This window comes from Staphylococcus sp. FSL W8-0774 (assembly GCF_038006785.1).
GTDB classification, from domain to species: Bacteria; Bacillota; Bacilli; order Staphylococcales; family Staphylococcaceae; genus Staphylococcus; species Staphylococcus pasteuri.
Genome location: NZ_JBBOVW010000001.1, coordinates 1,084,503 through 1,103,613, shown reverse-complemented (window position 1 = coordinate 1,103,613; position 19,111 = coordinate 1,084,503). Strand labels below are relative to the sequence as shown.

Annotated in this window: 14 protein-coding genes; 3 read left to right on the top strand and 11 right to left on the bottom strand. The window is 31.9% G+C overall.

Annotated elements, in window-relative coordinates; translation table 11 throughout:
* Window positions 1-31: 31 nt before the first annotated feature.
* The gene (gene icd, locus NSQ15_RS05420) at window positions 32-1,300 is read right to left on the bottom strand and encodes an NADP-dependent isocitrate dehydrogenase (RefSeq protein WP_017638214.1); all 1,269 of its coding nucleotides are present in this window, start codon (window positions 1,298-1,300) and stop codon (window positions 32-34) included.
* A gap of 55 nt (window positions 1,301-1,355) precedes the next feature.
* The gene (locus NSQ15_RS05415; protein WP_017638215.1) at window positions 1,356-2,474 is read right to left on the bottom strand and encodes a citrate synthase; all 1,119 of its coding nucleotides are present in this window, start codon (window positions 2,472-2,474) and stop codon (window positions 1,356-1,358) included.
* Window positions 2,475-2,822: 348 nt separating this feature from the next.
* Here NSQ15_RS05415 and NSQ15_RS05410 point away from each other — a divergent pair, with 348 nt between their 5' ends.
* Complete coding sequence (locus tag NSQ15_RS05410; protein ID WP_017638216.1) at window positions 2,823-4,184, top strand: amino acid permease; 1,362 nt, start codon at window positions 2,823-2,825, stop codon at window positions 4,182-4,184.
* 196 nt (window positions 4,185-4,380) lie between these two features.
* Here the strand turns inward: NSQ15_RS05410 and pyk are convergent, their stop codons facing one another.
* From pyk to NSQ15_RS05370, 8 genes are all read right to left on the bottom strand, one after another.
* Window positions 4,381-6,138, bottom strand: coding sequence for a pyruvate kinase (pyk, locus tag NSQ15_RS05405; protein WP_070453962.1), 1,758 nt, complete (start codon window positions 6,136-6,138; stop codon window positions 4,381-4,383).
* Window positions 6,139-6,157: 19 nt separating this feature from the next.
* Complete coding sequence (pfkA, locus tag NSQ15_RS05400; protein ID WP_017638218.1) at window positions 6,158-7,126, bottom strand: 6-phosphofructokinase; 969 nt, start codon at window positions 7,124-7,126, stop codon at window positions 6,158-6,160.
* A gap of 179 nt (window positions 7,127-7,305) precedes the next feature.
* The gene (locus NSQ15_RS05395; RefSeq protein ID WP_017638219.1) at window positions 7,306-8,250 is read right to left on the bottom strand and encodes an acetyl-CoA carboxylase carboxyltransferase subunit alpha; all 945 of its coding nucleotides are present in this window, start codon (window positions 8,248-8,250) and stop codon (window positions 7,306-7,308) included.
* The gene (gene accD, locus NSQ15_RS05390) at window positions 8,250-9,107 is read right to left on the bottom strand and encodes an acetyl-CoA carboxylase, carboxyltransferase subunit beta (RefSeq protein ID WP_070453963.1); all 858 of its coding nucleotides are present in this window, start codon (window positions 9,105-9,107) and stop codon (window positions 8,250-8,252) included. The genes NSQ15_RS05395 and accD overlap by 1 nt, the downstream gene beginning before the upstream one ends.
* 253 nt (window positions 9,108-9,360) lie before the next feature.
* Window positions 9,361-10,590 carry an NAD(P)-dependent malic enzyme gene (locus NSQ15_RS05385; RefSeq protein ID WP_340746990.1) on the bottom strand — a complete coding sequence of 410 codons (1,230 nt, stop codon included), beginning with the start codon at window positions 10,588-10,590 and terminating at the stop codon, window positions 9,361-9,363.
* Between the two features lie 327 nt (window positions 10,591-10,917).
* A complete protein-coding gene (locus NSQ15_RS05380; RefSeq protein ID WP_340746989.1) occupies window positions 10,918-14,112 on the bottom strand; it encodes a DNA polymerase III subunit alpha in 3,195 nt (1,064 codons plus the stop codon).
* Between the two features lie 33 nt (window positions 14,113-14,145).
* The gene (locus tag NSQ15_RS05375) at window positions 14,146-15,084 is read right to left on the bottom strand and encodes a DHH family phosphoesterase (RefSeq protein WP_017638223.1); all 939 of its coding nucleotides are present in this window, start codon (window positions 15,082-15,084) and stop codon (window positions 14,146-14,148) included.
* A gap of 29 nt (window positions 15,085-15,113) precedes the next feature.
* On the bottom strand, window positions 15,114-16,412 hold the full coding sequence (locus NSQ15_RS05370) for a DRTGG domain-containing protein (RefSeq protein ID WP_340746988.1): 1,299 nt from the start codon (window positions 16,410-16,412) through the stop codon (window positions 15,114-15,116).
* Between the two features lie 203 nt (window positions 16,413-16,615).
* Between NSQ15_RS05370 and NSQ15_RS05365 the strand changes: the two genes are divergently transcribed.
* The gene (locus tag NSQ15_RS05365; protein ID WP_017638225.1) at window positions 16,616-17,029 is read left to right on the top strand and encodes a universal stress protein; all 414 of its coding nucleotides are present in this window, start codon (window positions 16,616-16,618) and stop codon (window positions 17,027-17,029) included.
* 106 nt (window positions 17,030-17,135) lie between these two features.
* Here the strand turns inward: NSQ15_RS05365 and NSQ15_RS05360 are convergent, their stop codons facing one another.
* The gene (locus NSQ15_RS05360) at window positions 17,136-17,825 is read right to left on the bottom strand and encodes a metal-dependent hydrolase (RefSeq protein WP_017638226.1); all 690 of its coding nucleotides are present in this window, start codon (window positions 17,823-17,825) and stop codon (window positions 17,136-17,138) included.
* A gap of 146 nt (window positions 17,826-17,971) precedes the next feature.
* Here NSQ15_RS05360 and NSQ15_RS05355 point away from each other — a divergent pair, with 146 nt between their 5' ends.
* Window positions 17,972-19,027, top strand: a complete 1,056-nt coding sequence (locus NSQ15_RS05355) for a M24 family metallopeptidase (RefSeq protein WP_046466801.1) — start codon at window positions 17,972-17,974, stop codon at window positions 19,025-19,027.
* Window positions 19,028-19,111: the final 84 nt, after the last annotated feature.

Genomic DNA, 19,111 nt, shown 5'->3' with positions numbered 1-19,111 from the left:
GGTTTCCCAATCCGTCTTTTCTTGTATCTTATTATTTTAAGTTTTTAATTAATTCATCAGCAAATTCTGAAGTTGAAACTTCTTTTGCACCATCCATTAAACGTGCAAAGTCATAAGTAACAATTTTAGAAGCAATTGTTGCTTCGATAGATTCTGTAATCTTATCAGCAGCTTCTTGCCAACCTAAATGTTCTAACATTAATACTGAACTTAATAATTCAGATGATGGATTTACTTTATTTAATCCAGCATATTTAGGAGCAGTACCATGTGTTGCTTCGAAAATAGCATGACCAGTTTCATAGTTAATGTTAGCGCCTGGTGCGATACCAATACCACCAACTTGTGCAGCTAATGCATCTGAAATATAGTCACCGTTTAAGTTCATTGTAGCAACTACTTCATGTTCTGAAGGACGAGTTAAAATTTGTTGTAAGAAGATATCAGCGATTGAATCTTTAACAATAATTTTACCTTCTTGTTCCGCTTTTGATTGTGCTTCATTAGCAGCGTCTTTACCTTCTTTTTCAACAATTTCATCATATTGTTGCCAAGTAAATACTTGATCACCAAATTCGTTATGAGCTAAATCATAACCCCATTGTTTGAATGAACCTTCAGTGAATTTCATGATATTACCTTTATGAACTAAAGTTACTGCTTTACGATTATTATCGATAGCGTATTGAATCGCCGCTCTTACTAATCTTTCAGTACCTTCTTTTGAAACTGGTTTAATACCAATACCTGAAGTTTCAGGGAAACGAATATTTGTTGCGCCCATTTCGTCTTGTAAGAAATCAATTACTTTTTTAACTTCTGGAGTACCTTCTTTAAATTCAATACCAGCATAAATATCTTCTGTATTTTCACGGAAAATAACCATATCAACATCTTGTGGACGTTTAACTGGTGATGGTACACCTTGGAACCAACGTACAGGACGTAAGCATGTAAATAAATCTAACTCTTGTCTTAAAGCAACGTTTAATGAACGAATACCTCCGCCGATTGGAGTTGTTAAAGGACCTTTAACAGCAATTAAATATTCTTTAATTGTATCTAAAGTTTCTTTAGGTAACCATTCTCCAGTATTGTCATATGCTTTTTGTCCAGCTAGTACTTCTTTCCACTCAATACGTTTTTCACCGTTATAAGCTTTTTCAACTGCTGCGTCAATCACGCGGCTAGCTGCATTCCAAATATCTGGTCCGATTCCGTCACCAATAATAAACGGAATAATTGGTTCGTTAGGTACATTTAAACCGTCGTTAGTTTTAGTAATTTTTTCTGCTGTCATACATTTGACCTCCAAGTAATTTTAATAAAATTCATTTTACAATATAAATGATTAATTATCTTTCTTCAATAGGTAGATATTTGCGATCAGTTTCACCAATATAATTAGCTCTTGGACGCATAATTCTATTATCTCTATATTGTTCTAAGATATGCGCAATCCAGCCTGATGTACGACTTACTGCGAAAATTGGTGTGAATAAGTCATGTGGAATATCCATACTGTGATATACAGTAGCACTAAAGAAGTCAACATTTGGAATTAATCCTTTTTCTTCTTTAATACGTTTTTCAATAGCTAATGACATTTCATATAATTCACTTTTACCAGTTTCTTCAGTGATTTTTCTACTCATTTCGCGTAAATATTTGGCACGTGGATCTCCTTCTTTATATACACGGTGACCAAATCCCATAATTTTTTCTTTATTAGCAAATTTTTCATCTAAATACTTGTCTACATTATCTAAAGAACCTACTTCTTGTAACATTGCCATTACACGTTCATTAGCACCACCATGTAAAGGTCCTTTTAATGAACCTACAGCAGCAACAATACCAGAATACATATCTGATAATGAAGATACTGCACAACGAGCAGTAAATGCAGATGCGTTTAACTCATGATCAGCATGTAAGATTAATGCTTTATTAAATGCTTCTTCTTCGATATCTGTAGGTAGTTCACCTTTAAGCATATATAAGAAGTTCGCTGCATAACTTAAATCAGAATTTGGTTTAAGTGGTTCTTTACCTTCACGTACTCGTGAAAATGCAGTTACTAATGAAGCTACTTTTGCTTGAATACGAATAGCTCTTTCATATTTCTTATCATCAGATTCATCTTCAGCATCTGGATCAAAATGAGCAATGTATGAAACTGAAGTACGTAAAGCTGTCATTGGATGTACTTTATCAGTTACATATTCTTCAAAGTGTTTGTATACTCTTGGATTTAGAGTCATATACTCATATAATTTAGACTTAAGTTCTTGTAGTTCTTCTTTATTTGGAAGTCTATAATTCCATAATAAAAAAATAATTTCTTCGAATTGGGCATTTTCAGCAAGATCATCAATATCATATCCTGCATAAGTTAATTGGCTATCTATAATTGAACTGATTTTAGTTTCAGCTGCAATTACCCCTTCCAAACCTCTTTGTAATTCTGCCATGATAAATTTCCCCTTTACTATTTCTTTATGAAATGGCTTTCAAATAGTATTATAGCTAATTATTAAGATTTTGTGAAACAAATAAATCTCTTAAATCATGAATAATTACTATTGCCCAATGGTTTCACTATGGTCGAATAGCTCTTGAAATGGCTTTATATCAGTATTTCAAAACATAAATTTGTATGAGATTCTAAATAGATAAGAAAGTTTTTATTTGGTTATCGTGTATGATTACAAATTTCTAATTATAAGGCAGTGTATTTCGACACTTTTTTATTAAATGAATTGTATAAAAACCAATATAAGTGCATAATATAATTATATAAAAAGTAAGGGAGAGGTCTTATGGCTGAAAATCTACAAAGAGAATTGAGCAATCGTCATGTGCAATTAATTGCCATCGGTGGCGCTATTGGGACAGGATTATTCCTGGGTGCTGGACAAACGATTGCTATGACGGGTCCCTCAATATTACTCACGTATATCTTTATTGGATTCATGCTTTTCATGTTTATGCGTGGGTTAGGCGAAATTATAATTCAAAATACTAATTTTAAATCTTTTGCAGACGTAACTAACAAATACATTGGACCATTTGCTGGATTTGTTACAGGTTGGACTTATTGGCTATGTTGGATTATAACAGGTATGGCAGAAGTAACTGCTGTAGCTAAATATGTTAGTTTTTGGTTCCCTGCAGTTCCCAATTGGATAAGCGCATTATTTTGCGTTTTAGTTCTAATGTCATTTAACTTGCTTAGTGCTAAATTATTTGGAGAATTAGAATTTTGGTTCTCTATCATTAAAATCGTCACTATTTTAGGTTTAATTGTTGTAGGTGCCGTCATGATTTTATTTGCATACAAAACTCAGTTTGGTCATGCAAGTTTAACTAATTTATATAGTCATGGAATATTCCCTAAAGGTGCATCAGGCTTCTTTATGTCATTCCAAATGGCAGTATTCTCTTTCGTTGGTATAGAAATGATAGGTGTAACTGCTGGTGAAACAAAAGATCCTGAATCAACAATTCCTAAGGCAATAAATAGTGTACCTATTCGTATTCTAGTATTTTACGTAGGTGCCCTAGCTGTTATCATGTCAATTATTCCTTGGGATAAGGTTGATCCTGATAACAGTCCATTCGTTAAGTTATTTACTTTAATTGGTATTCCATTTGCAGCTGGATTAATCAACTTTGTAGTATTAACTGCAGCAGCGTCATCTTGTAATAGTGGTATATTCTCAAATAGTAGAATGTTATTTGGTTTATCAGATAAAAAGCAAGCGCCACCTGCTTTTAGTAAAACTAATAAAAATGGTGTGCCTCATGTAGCAATCATTGGTTCATCAGCATTATTACTAATTGCAGCATTATTAAATTATATCTTCCCAGATGCAACATTAGTATTTACTTATGTTACTACTTTATCGACTGTATTATTCTTAATCGTATGGGCATTAATTATTGTCGCTTATATTAATTACAGTAGAAAGAATCCAAAATTACATAAAGAATCTATATATAAATTACCTGGTGGTAAATATATGGGCTATGTGATTTTAATATTCTTCATCTTAGTATTTGGGTTATTATTTGTTAATGAAACAACTAGACGTGCAATTTACTTAACGCCTTTATGGTTCATATTGTTAGGTTTCATGTATTGGAGATATAAAAAAGAATCTCAAAAACTGAATGATTAATTTATCATTGAGTTGAGTTTTAAACTTAAAAGAGTCAGTAAATGAGTTTTATAAATTCATTTACTGACTTTTTTGTATAATTATTTTATTTTAATTTACCTATACATATTAAAAAGGATCGTAACTACCAAGTTAAAATACTTAGTTGTTACAATCCTTTTTGCATTTTCAATTATCTAGACGATAATTTTATATATTATAGTACGTTAGCATAACCTTCGAATACTTTACCGTTTGCAGCATCTACAGTAACTAACATATCATTTTTAATTTCTTTAGTAGCATTTTCAACACCTACAACTGTTGGAATACCTTTTTCAAGGCCAACGATTGCACTAGGTGATGTAATACCATTTTCTTCTGTAATTAAACCGATAGCTTGGTCTACATATGGTACTAATGTTTCATCTACAGAGTTTGTAACGATGATTTTGTCGCTTAAATCAACATCTTTTAAATCACTTGCTGAATCAGCAACAATAGCAGTACCTACAACTGATCCACGGCCAACACCTTGCCCTTTAGCAATTTCGTCACCAACTAAATGGATTTTCATCATATTTGTTGTACCTTTTTCACCTGTTGGAACACCTGCAGTAATAATGATTAAGTCACCATTTTGTACTCTTTCTGTTTCAACAGCAGTTGCTACTGCATTATTTAATAATGCATCTGTGTTCTTACGTCCTTCTTTAACTACAGGATAAACACCCCATACAATCGCACATTGACGAGCTGTTTTTTCACTAGGAGTAACAGCAATAATATCTGAATGTGGACGATATTTAGAAATAGTACGTGCAGTTGAACCACTTTCTGTTGCAGCTACAATTGCTTTAACATTTAAGTTTAGAGCTGTATGAGCTACTGAAATACCAATAGCATTTACTAGTGAAGTTTCAACTAATTTAGTTCTATCAGATAATAATTTTTTATAATCTTGTGCTGCTTCTGCAGATACTGCAATGTTTCTCATAGTTTTAACTGCTTCTTCAGGATATAAACCTGCAGCTGTTTCACCAGATAACATTACTGCGTCTGTACCATCATAAATAGCATTTGCAACGTCACTAGCTTCTGCACGTGTTGCACGTGGGTTACGTTGCATTGAATCTAACATTTGTGTTGCAGTAATAACTGGTTTACCTAATTTGTTACATTTTCTAATTAAATCTTTTTGAACCATAGGTACTTTTTCAGGTGGAATTTCAACACCCATGTCACCACGAGCAACCATTAAACCATCAGATACTTCAAGAATTTCTTCAATATTGTCAATACCTTCTTGGTTTTCAATTTTAGGGAAGATTGTAATATTAGCTTTTTCTTGTTCTAAGATTTCACGGATATCTAATACGTCACTTGGACGACGAACAAAGCTTGCTGCGATAAAGTCTACATCTTCTTTGATACCGAATCTAATATCATCAGCATCTTTATCAGTGATACCTGGTAAATTTACTTTAACACCTGGTAAGTTAACACCTTTTTTATTTTTTAGTTCACCAGTGTTTAAAATGTCACATTTTACTTCACCATTATCATGATCAATATCTTTAACTTGTAATTCTACTAAACCATCGTCTAATAAAATGTATGATCCTACTTGTACATCATTAATTAAGTTGTCGTAAGTTACAGAGAACTTTTTAGGTGTACCTTCTACTTCACTCATACTTACAATAACTTCTTTACCTTTTTCTAATTCGATAACGCCATCTTTCATGTTATGAGTACGAATTTCTGGTCCTTTAGTATCTAAAAGAATAGCTACAGTTTTATTTAAACGTTTAGCCACTTTACGAATTGTATCAATTCTACCTTTATGTTCTTCATGACTACCATGTGAAAAGTTTAAACGTGCCACGTTCATACCAGCGTTAATTAATTTTTCAATCATTTCTTCTGATTCAGATGCTGGTCCAATAGTACATACAATTTTAGTTTTTCTCATTTTATAATCCTCCTGAAATTTATATAGATAACTCTTTAGCTAGTTGGTAAATTTGTTTATCAAATTTATGATCAGAATGACCAAAGATTTCATCAAATGGTGTCGCAGTTAATTGGTTATGTTTAATACCAACACCTTTAGCTGTTTCACCACTCATTAATAATTCAACCGCATGTCCACCTAATCGTGATGCTAATACACGATCAGCACCAGATGGGCTACCGCCACGTTGAATGTGACCCAATACTGACACTCTAGTATCAATATTTATATATTTACTTAATTCTTCAGCACATTCTTGTCCGCTCATACAACCTTCAGCAACCATAACGATTGAATGCTTTTTACCTCGTTTAATTCCTTGTTCAATCTTCTCAGCCACTTCTTTAATTTCTGTATTAACTTCTGGTACAACAATTGTTTCTGCACCAACAGATAAGCCAGCCCAAAGTGCTAAGTCACCACAATCACGTCCCATTACTTCAACGATAAATGTTCTAGCATGACTTGAAGCTGTATCTCTAATTTTATCGACTGAATCAATAATTGTATTAAGCGCAGTATCAAATCCAATAGTAAAGTCAGTACCGTTAATATCATTATCAATCGTTCCAGGAATACCGATTGTTTGTATTTCTTTACACTCTTCGCTAATGCGTTGAGCACCACGGTAACTTCCGTCTCCACCGATTACTACTAAACCTTCAATTTCTCTTTTACGTAGATTCTCGATTGCTACTTTACGTACATCTTCTTCTTTGAATTCTGGACATCTTGCTGAGAATAAGAATGTCCCACCACGTTGAATTGTATCTCCAACTGAGCCTAATTCAAGTTTATGAATATCGTCTTCAACTAAACCTTGATAACCATGATATACACCATAAACTTCAATATTATTGTAAATTGCTGTACGTACAACTGCTCTAACAGCAGCATTCATCCCCGGTGAATCTCCACCGCTAGTCAAAACTGCAATTTTCTTCATGACGACATACCTTCCTATATCTAGTTTTATCTTCAACTCTAAATTACCATAAATTTTTTACTTCTTCCATCAAAAGAAAGTACTTATGTAGATGTAAACGTTTTTAATTATGAATTTTATATTAACAATAATAAAAATAGAGCAATAGTCTTCATTTTAACTATCACTCTATCTAATATTTATTCTACATAAGATCCAATATTTCTAAATTTATTAAAACGATCTTCTGCTAATTCATCTTTATTAAGTTTTTCTAATTCATCTAAATGTGCCACAAAAGCCTCTTTAATAGTTTGAGCTTGTTCTTCAACTTCTTTGTGCGCACCGCCTAAAGGTTCTTTAATTACGTCATCTATAACATCAAGTTGGTGTAAATCATTCGCCGTAATTTTCATTGTTTCTGCAGCTATTTTGGCTAAATTGCTATCTTTCCATAATAATGCAGCAGCTCCTTCAGGAGATATAACAGAGTATGTACTATTTTCAAGCATTAATACTCTATTAGCAATACCGATACCTAGCGCACCACCACTACCACCTTCACCGATGACTATTGCAATGACAGGCACTTTGAGTGAGGCCATCTCAATCAAATTGGTAGCAATTGATTCACTTTGTCCTCTTTCTTCTGCTGCTTTACCAGGATACGCTCCTTTAGTATCAATAAATGTAAAAATAGGTCTGTTAAATTTTTCTGCTTGTTTCATCAAGCGTAATGCTTTTCGATAGCCTTCTGGATGTGCCATACCAAAATTACGATAAATATTATCTTTGGTATCTTTACCTCTTTGCTGTCCAACTACAGTAACAGCTTTACCATTTAAATAACCAATACCACCAATCATTGCTGGGTCATCTCTAAAATTACGATCGCCATGTAATTCTATAAATGAATCAAAAATCTTTGGTATATAATCTAATGACGTAGGTCTTTCTTGCAACCTTGCAATTTGAACTCTATCCCACGGTTTCAAATTTGTATACACTTTTTTAGTTTCGCGTTCTAAAGAAGCTTCTAACATATCGATTTCTTCTTGCAAATCAACATCGTTTTTTTCTTGAGATTCTTTTAATGAATCAATTTTCTTTCTTATTTCAAAAAGTGGCTTTTCAAAATCAAGCATTAGTTTCTCACCTCTTGATGTAGATTTAAAATATTAGCAAGTGTAGTTCTCATATCTTTTCGATGTATCACTTTATCTAGTTGACCATGCTCTAATAAAAATTCTGCTGTTTGGAAATCTTCAGGTAATTTTTCATTAATTGTTTGTTCAATTACTCGACGTCCTGCAAAGCCTATTAGTGCTTTTGGTTCACTTAGATTGATATCACCAACTGATGCAAAACTAGCAGATACACCACCTGTAGTAGGATTAGTGATATAAGAAATATAAAGTAAACCTGCATCTGAATGTTTCTTTAGTGAAACACTTGTTTTACCCATTTGCATTAAAGAAATAATACCCTCTTGCATACGGGCACCACCACTGGCAGAGAATAAAATAAATGGTAAACGTTGTTCTGTGCAAAAATCAATAATTCGACAAATCTTCTCACCAACAACTGACCCCATACTTCCCATTCTAAAACGAGCATCCATAACTGCCACACCATACTTAACACCATCTAATTCGGCAGTACCTGTTACTACAGCTTCATTTAAGTCAGTTTTTTTCTGATCTTTTTCAATTTTTTCAATGTATCCAGGGAAATCTAATGGATTTGCAGAAGTCATCCCTTTATCAAATTCATTAAATGTACCTTCATCAGAAATCGCTTCAATGCGTTTATATGCAGATAAAGAAATATGATGGTCACAATTAAAGCATACATTTAGGTTTTCATCTAATTCTTTGGTATACATAATTTTTTTACATTTTGGACATTTAGTCATGATTCCTGCTGGTACGTCATTTTGTTTTGAGTCTTGAACCGTTAAATATTTCTTTTTCTTTGTTCGATTAAAAAAATCTTTAAACATAGGGAAACCTCCAAAAACCTTTGACCCTTATTAGGCTTAATTTTTTCATGTAGATTATATTGTTATGTATAAAATGAATAAATTATAACAAAAGTGAGAGAGAAAAATATAAAACTACTTTTGAATATGATTAGGTATATTATCATCTTTAACCTAGTTAAAACGATACCGTTTTACATTTTTCTTAAAACATATACAACTATTTTTTTAGTATGACATGTTTATTAATCTCCCACTCTCATTACAACTATAATTATTTTAAGTCTGTTAATTTCATTGTTTTAACATACACATCTTGTGGGTCAACTTCAATTCTAGCAACACCTGATTCCATAGCCGCTTTAGCAACTTCTCTAGCTACAGATGGCGCTACACGTTTATCAAATGGACCAGGAATACAATAATTTGGCTCTAATTCATCACTTTGAATTAAGTCTGCAATAGCTTCTACGGCAGCTTTTTTCATTTCTTCATTAATATGTGTTGCCTCAGTATCTAAAGCACCTCTAAAAATACCAGGGAATGCTAATACGTTATTGATTTGGTTAGGATAATCTGAACGACCTGTTCCAACTACTTTAGCTCCAGCTTCTTTAGCATCATTAGGATTGATTTCTGGGTTAGGGTTAGCCATTGCAAAGATTATTGGATCTTTAGCCATACTTTCTACCATTTCTTTAGATAATAAATCTGCAATAGAAACACCAATGAAGACATCTGCATCTTGAATAACTTCACTCAATTCGCCTTCTATTTTGTCTTTATTAGTCCACTTAGCTACATATTCTTTAGTATCATTCATACCATAACTTCTGCCTTCAAATATGGCACCTCTAGAATCACACATAACCATATTTCTCACACCGTATGAATATAACAGTTTTACAATTGCAATACCTGCTGCACCAGCTCCGTTGAGGACAACTTTAATGTCGGCTAAATCTTTATCTACAATTCTTAAGGCATTAATCAAGCCTGCTGTAGTTACAATAGCTGTACCGTGTTGATCGTCGTGAAAAACAGGAATATTAGTTTCTTTTTTTAATCTTTCCTCAATTTCAAAACAACGCGGCGCTGAAATATCCTCTAAATTGATGCCTCCATAGTTAGGTTGAAGTAATTTTACAGTATTAATAATCTCATCAGTATCTGTTGTATTAAGCGCAATTGGAACACCATTAACACCAGCAAAACTTTTGAATAATACTGCTTTACCTTCCATAACTGGAATACTTGCTTCCGGACCGATATTCCCTAATCCTAAAACAGCAGTACCATCTGTTACTACAGCAACTGTATTACCTTTTATAGTATAGTCATAAACTTTTCTTTTATCTTCATGTATTTCTTTACAAGGTTCGGCTACACCAGGTGAATAAGCTAAACTTAATTCATCTTTGTTTGTAACTTTGACATTAGGTGTTACTTCTAATTTACCTTGATTCTTTTTATGCATTTCTAATGCTTCATCTCTTAAAGACATGCTATTCAACCCCTATTTATTTTTTTAGAATTAACTGAGTAAACAATTATCAATCATTTTTAACTGTAAACAGATTGCATTAACAATGTACTTTTAAAATGTATTTAAAAATGTCAAAAATTTAGCAACTAGCTAAACTTTGAATCAACATTTCTTCGTTACTTTTATAATTATTTTTTCTGCTGATCATTCATATTTTATAATTATTTTATGTATAAGATAATGACAATTACAAACAAATAGTACAAAAAACAATTACAAAAATAAACTGATGATTAAAATATAAATCATCAGTTTACTATATCATAATTTAATAGTAGTTAAAAGTTATATAAATCGGATATCACTAGGTTTGAATAACTGTATTAGTTCCCTCATATTTTCAGAATTTTTATTAATAAATCCTATACGTGACATTCGCTTAGATTCATCATCATATGCTTGTACTTCAATAGTTTGTTTTGTCTTTTCTTGGTCAATATATTGTTCAAATCCTTTTGCTTGTTCAATATGTCTTACGATAATTTGATTTGAATGTGTGAGTTTATGTGTCTCAAACGCTTCTTCACTGTATATGTCATTAATAATAAGCTGATTCTTACCATTTCTTTTATCAAATTTCCCTTGTATGACATAAATGTGTTCTTCTGACAACTCAAGTTCATATTTTTTAAATTGATCTGGGAAGATAACTCCATCCATCAAATGTAGACCATCATTTAATGTCACAAAAGCCATATTTTGCCCATTTTTTGTTCTGATACGCTTAATTTGATCAAATTGCACTAATATAGGATGGTAATTTTGAGCGTTATTCAATCTGTAAATAGTTAAATATTGCTTTTTATTAAATTCTTTTTCTACTGGATGTTTCGAAATATAAAAACCTAAATATTCTTTCTCATATTCGCTGATTAGTTTGTCTGGTAATTCATCTTTTTCTTCATAATCTTGTTTAGGCGTGAAGAAATCAAATAACATATCATCTTGTTCAATATCAGTAACTTGATCAATAACTTGGTCAATGGACTGTAATAACGTAGCACGGTTTTTACCAAATGTGTCAAACGCACCTACTAAAATCAATGACTCTAATAATTTCCTAGTTTTGACTCGTTTAGGTAATCTTCTGGCAAAATCAAAGAAATCTTTAAATTCACCGTTTTGATATCGTTCGTCAACAATAAGTTTAACGCTTTGATATCCAACACCTTTAATAGCACCTAACGATAAATAAATTCCGTCAGATGTTGCTTTATAGAACCAATGACTTTCATTGATATTAGGAGGCAATATCTTAATATTTTGATGCTTCGCTTCATCAATCATTACTGACGTTTTTTTCTCACTACCAATAACATTACTCAATATATTAGCGTAAAAGTAATTTGGATAATGAACTTTTAGATAACTCATAATATATGCAATTTTAGAGTAACTAACGGCATGTGCTCTTGGGAAACCATAGTCAGCAAATTTCAATATTAAATCGAATATTTGTTTACTCATATATTCGTCATACCCATTTTGTAACGCACCATCAACAAAGTGTTGTCTTTCACTTTCTAGCACTGCTCTATTTTTCTTACTCATAGCACGTCTTAAAATATCTGCTTCGCCATAACTGAAGTTTGCGAACTTACTTGCTATTTGCATTATTTGTTCTTGATAAATGATTACGCCATAAGTATTTTTTAAAATGGGTGCTAAATCTTCATGTAGATACTGAACTTTAGAAGGATCATGTCTGCGTGTAATGTATGTAGGGATCTCTTCCATCGGCCCAGGTCTATATAATGATGTGACGGCAACAATGTCTTCGAAATGTTCGGGCTTCAATTTTTTCAATACACTTCTAACACCATCAGATTCTAATTGGAAAATACCTGTCGTATCACCTTGGGATAATAATTCAAACACTTTATTATCATTAAATGGAATTTGTTCAATATCTATATCAATGTTCAAATCTTTTTTCACTTGGTTCACAATTTGATGTATAATTGATAGATTTCTAAGTCCTAAAAAGTCGATTTTCAATAGACCAATACGTTCTGCCTCAGTCATTGTCCATTGTGTAAGCAATCCAGTATCCCCTAATGTCAATGGCGCATATTCATAAAGTGCGTGATCATTAATAATAATACCTGCTGCATGAGTTGAGATATGACGTGGGAGTCCTTCTAATTTTTTACACAAATCAAACCAACGTTCATGTCGATAATTTCTATGAACGAATTGTTTAAAATCGTCATTTTGATATGCTTCATCTAAAGTTATCCCTAATTTATGTGGAATGAGTTTAGAAATTTCATTTAATGTTATTTCATCAAATCCCATAATACGGCCTACATCTCTAGCCACAGCTCTAGCTAATAAATGTCCAAATGTCACTATTCCAGAAACATGAAGTTGACCATATTTTTCTTGGACGTATTGAATAACTTTTTCACGTCTTGTATCTTCAAAGTCAATATCAATATCAGGCATTGTTACACGTTCAGGATTTAAAAATCTTTCAAAAAGTAAATTGAATTTTATTGGGTCAATTGTAGTAATTCCTAATAAATAACTTACTAGTGAACCAGCAGATGAACCACGACCAGGTCCAACCATTACATTATGTGTTTTAGCATAATGAATTAAGTCACTTACAATAAGGAAGTAATCTTCAAATCCCATATTCGTAATAATGGCATATTCGTGTTTTAATCTGTCTATATAATGAGGATGATTAAGATTCCAATTTTTTAGTTGTTCTTCTAACTTCATCCATAGATATTTTTTTGAAGTTTCACCATTAGGTGTTTCAAATTGCGGTAGTAGTGATTGGTGATAATTGAGTTCTGCAGTACATAATTGAGCTATTTCATCAGTTTTTCTAAAAATGGATGTATCTAAACCAAGATTATGTATTTCTTCCGAAGTGTAAAAATGCTCGTCAAAATCTTCCTGTTCCCCTACTAAATCAAGCTTACTATTATCTTTAATTGCTTGTAATGCAGTTATTGTATCTGCATCTTCTTTATTTAAATAACGTGCAGTATTTAACCATACACACTCTCTATTGTTTATTTGGACTGAATTTTGATTTATGTAAACATGTTGCTTAAAATCAAAAGACTCAATTAATTGTTGATGTTGTTCTTCTGCATTTTTAAAAATAATAATTAAATTTGCTTCGTATCGTTTTAACCAATCAATTGAAATATCTACTTTCTCTTTCATTTTTATCGCTGAAGATAATTGATATAAATCTTTTAAACCATCATTATTTTGAGCTAATAATACTGTTTCTATTTGATATAAACCATCAGTTAATAATACAGTCATCCCAAATACAGGATGAATACCCGCTTCGATACAAGCATCATAAAACTTAGGATAGCCATACAAAACATTTGTATCTGTAATTGCAAGTGTATCTACACCTTCTCTTTTGGCCTTTTCAACTGCGTCTGTAATTTTCAAACTGGAGTTTAATAAATCATAGGCCGTATGAATATTTAAATATGCAACCATGTTTGTATGACTCCTTTCTTTAAGTGATTGTACTTATAATTTTTGACGTAAAGCTTTGGCTAGCAAATCAAATTCTTCCCAACTATAAACAGAAACGCCAGAAGCATTAGGATGGCCTCCACCGCCAAAATCACTGGCAACATCATTTATGACAAATTGTCCTTTAGAACGTAGACGACAACGAATTTGATCTCCTTCATCTACACCGAACATCCAGATTTTAAGACCACGGATATCAGCAATGGTATTGACGAACTGTGACGCTTCATTAGATTTAATATTAAACTGTTCTAAAACATCTTTAGTTATACGCACTTGACAATAGCCATCTTCAAATAACTCAAAGTTTTGTAAAACATAACCTTGGAATGGCATTAATCTAGGGTCTTTTTCAGACATTTTATTAAGCTCAGCATTATGATCAAATGGGAATCCAATTAGTCTTCCAGCAATTTCCATTGTGTGTTGTGTCGTATTATTAAATAAGAATCTTCCTGTATCCCCTACAATACCTAAATAAAGCACACGTGCAACGTCCGCATTGATGATGCTTTCGTCATTAAAGTGCAGGATCATATCATAAATAATCTCACTTGTAGAAGACGCATTAGTATTTACTAAATTAATTTCTCCATATTGATCAACAGCAGGGTGATGATCAATTTTTAACACTCTCGCACCTAATGCATATCGTTGATCATCAATACGAGGCGCATTGGCTGTATCACAAACAATTACAAGTGCATCTTGATAAGTTTCATCTTCAACTTGATCAAATGTTCCAATAAAATTAAGTGACTCTTCTGCTTCACCTACTGCATAAATTTCTTTATCAGGAAATTTAAGTTTTAAATAATATTTCAAACCTAATTGAGAACCGTATGCGTCTGGATCTGGTCTCACATGTCTGTGTATGATAACTTTGTCTGTTGATTCTATTTCTTTCATAATATCATTCATTAGTATTTCCATTTATATTGACCCCTCTTTTATATCATTGATTAATATCCTTCAAACATTTGACAAATGACTGATGCATTAGCAACTTTTTCATTTTGACAAAACATTGTAACTTCTAATTTAGCAAAATATCTTCCCACATCTAGCATTTCGTACTCAACATCGATACCAGTTTCAATTGGCACAGTTTTTAAATAAATAATATTCAAACTTTCAATCATGACATTGCCTTTTTTATACTTTCTCATTTCATGACGTAAAGTTTCTTCTATAATACCGACAAATACGGCTTTACTTAGTGTGCCATAATGATTAGTTAATAGCGGCGACACATCCGTCTGAATACTGTCATGGTTAATTGTAATATGTTTAGCAATTTGATCGTTAATCGTCTCACCAATTTGAGGTTGTCGTCCTAATAATTGCATAGATTTTAAAACATCTTGCCTATTTATAACACCAACTGCTTTTTTATTATTATCTGTAACTGGTAAGAGTTCAATACCTTCCCAAATTAATAAGTGTGCACAACTAGCCACAGTATTTGATAACTTAACACTAATTGGATTTTTAGTCATAACGTCTTCAATTAAATCATTTTCATTCATATTTATCATTTCTCTACTAGTGACAATACCAACTAGTTTATAATCATTATTCACAACTGGAAAACGTGTATGTCCTGTTTCATTTGCAATTTGTTTATAGTCTTGTAAAGTCATAGAGTTCATTAAAACTGAAAGCTCATTAATAGGCTTAACAATATCTTCAACTACTAAGATTTCTTTACGAATTTTTTGATTAAACATCGCACGGTTAATAATATTTGCAACTAAAAATGTATCGTAGCTAGAAGAAAGAATAGGTAAACCATGTTCGTCAGCATATTTTATCACTTCTTTAATTGGATAAAATCCACCAGTAATTAATATTGCTGTTCCTCTTTTCATCACTTCAAGCTGAACTTGTTCACGGTTTCCAATAATGAGTAATGTTTGTGGACCAATATATCTTAATATGTCCTTTAACTCCATAGCACCAATTGCAAAATTTGAGACTGTTTTATTAACACCGTTTTTACCTGCAATAATTTGACCTTCAATAATATTAGCAATTTCATTAAATGTTAAATTATCAATTTCATCACGATTTCGCTTTTCAATTCTAACTGTACCAACTCTATCTATTGTTGTTACTAAACCAAGTTGGCCCGCATCTTTAATAGCTCTATAAGCTGTACCCTCTGAAACAGTTAAATCTTTCGCTATTTTTCTTACTGAAATTTTCGAACCGATCGCTAGCGATTCAATGTGTTTTAAAATTTGTTCATGTTTAGTCATAACGTTACCTCTTCTTAGAACAATGTTATGCTTATTATAACTTTTTAACGAGAAAAAATCATTGAAGCGCACTTTCGAATTTATAAAACTTCTATTATAAATTAACATCTTTTGTGAAAAGATAATTTTATTAAAATTACTTTTAATTTAAATGGAAATATTCCCCTATTTTTATTAGAATGGAGATAAGGAGGGATAGACTTATGTATAAAAATATATTATTAGGTGTAGATACTCATATTAAAAATGAAAAAGCTTTAGAAGCTGTTTCTAAACTTGCAGGTGATGATACTGTTGTAACTATTTTAAATGCCATCAATGAACAAGATGCTCAAGCGTCAATTAAAGCTGGTGTGCATTTGGATAAAATCACTGAAGAACGTAGCAAACGTTTAGAAAAAACACGTCACATTTTAGAAGATTATGGTATTGATTATGATCAAATCATTGTACGTGGTAATGCAAAAGAAGAACTAGTAAAACATGCTAACAGTGGTAAGTATGACATTGTTGTCGTTAGTAACCGCAAAGCAGAAGAAAAGAAAAAATTTGTACTTGGTAGCGTAAGTCACAAAGTTGCTAAACGTGCAACTGTCCCAGTACTTATCGTTAAATAACATGTATTAATTTGCTAATATTTATTTCAATATAAATGCGTAGTTAATAACGTCATACTATAAAACATCCTTGGCATTCATACCAAGGATGTTTTTATATCTATAATTAAAATTGAACTTCTTGACCAGGTTCTAATATTTGAACTTCACCAACATTTACAGCGTCTTTAAATTGTTGAGGATCTTGTTCAATTAATGGGAAAGTATTGTAGTGTACAGGAACTGAGATACTTGGTTTAATAAATTCATTAACTGCATATGCTGCATCATCTATACCCATAGTAAAGTTGTCACCGATTGGAACGAAACATACATCAACTGGATGACGTTTAGCTATTAATTCCATATCGCTGAATAATCCTGTGTCACCAGTATGATAAATTGTTTTACCTTCTGCTTCAATAACAATACCCATTGGCATACCAAGATATACTGGAATACCATTTTCATGTGTATAACTAGAACTATGGAATGCTTGAACATATTTAACGCTACCGAAATCTAATTCAGCTTTACCGCCAATGTTCATTCCACGTACATTTTCGACACCATAATAAGTAGATAAATATCCAGCTATTTCTGCACTACCTATCACTGTAGCGTGATTTCTATTAGCTAATTCTACAACATCGCCAAAATGATCTTCGTGACCATGCGTTAAAATAATATAATCAACTGCTAATCTTTGTTCATCTAAATCACATTTATCATTACCTGAGATAAATGGATCTACGATTACTTTCTTACCGTTGCCTTCAAAATAAATTGTTGATTGACCATGAAATGATAGTTTCATTATTATAGCCCTCCTAAATAATTATGTATTTATTATACCCTAGCTCACCATTTTTATAACACGTTTGGTATTTAATAATATGAAACTTTGAAATATATGATTATTTGGAATAAAATTAACTTAATCTTGTATAGGAGGTCAATTTCATGTCAAAAATTAATGATATCGTCAATTATTTACAAAAAGAAAATGTAGATGCTGCATGGATTACTACGCCCTTAAATATATATTACTTTACTGGTTACCGTAGTGAACCACATGAAAGATTATTTGCACTGTTAATTCAATCAAATGGTGAAACTGTTTTATTTTGCCCTAAAATGGAAGTTGAAGAAGTTAAACAGTCACCTTATGAAGGAAAAATTATAGGATATTTAGATACAGAAAATCCGTTTGATTTATACCAACAATCATTTAAACAAATACTTATAGAAAGTGAACATTTAACAGTAAAACGTCAACGTGAATTGACGAATGCATTTCAAATAGAGCATTATGGCGATATAGATCAAGTTATTAAAGATTTAAGAAATATTAAATCTATTGATGAAATTAAGAAAATAAAACATGCTGCTAATCTTGCGGACAAATGTATTGAAATAGGTGTCGCTTATTTAAAAGAAGGCATTAGCGAAAGAGAAGTCGTTAACCATATTGAAAACGAAATTAAGAAATATGGTGTAAATGAGATGAGTTTCGATACTATGGTTTTATTTGGTGATCATGCCGCATCACCTCATGGTGTACCTGGTAATCGTAAACTGCAAAAGAATGAACTTGTTCTTTTCGATTTAGGCGTTATTTATGAGCATTATTGTAGTGATATGACTAGAACGGTACAATTTGGAACACCTTCTAAAGAAGCTTTAGATATATACAACATTGTATTAGATGCAGAGGAATCTGCGATAGCAGCAATTCGTCCAGGCGTTAAATTAAAAGATATAGATAAAATCGCTAGAGATATTATTGATAATGCAGGTTATGGACAGTACTTCCCTCATCGTCTTGGACATGGTTTAGGACTTGAAGAACATGAATATCAAGATGTTTCTAGTACTAATGATAATATTTTAGAAGCGGGTATGGTGATTACTATTGAACCTGGTATTTATGTTCCGGGTGTAGCCGGTGTGCGTATCGAAGATGATATTTTAGTTACTGAAAATGGTTGTGAAATTTTAACGCATTACACAAAATAATTATTGTTCACAATAACAATAATAATCCCTCAAATGATTCTCCATTTGAGGGATTATTTATATATCATTTTTATTTAATTATAA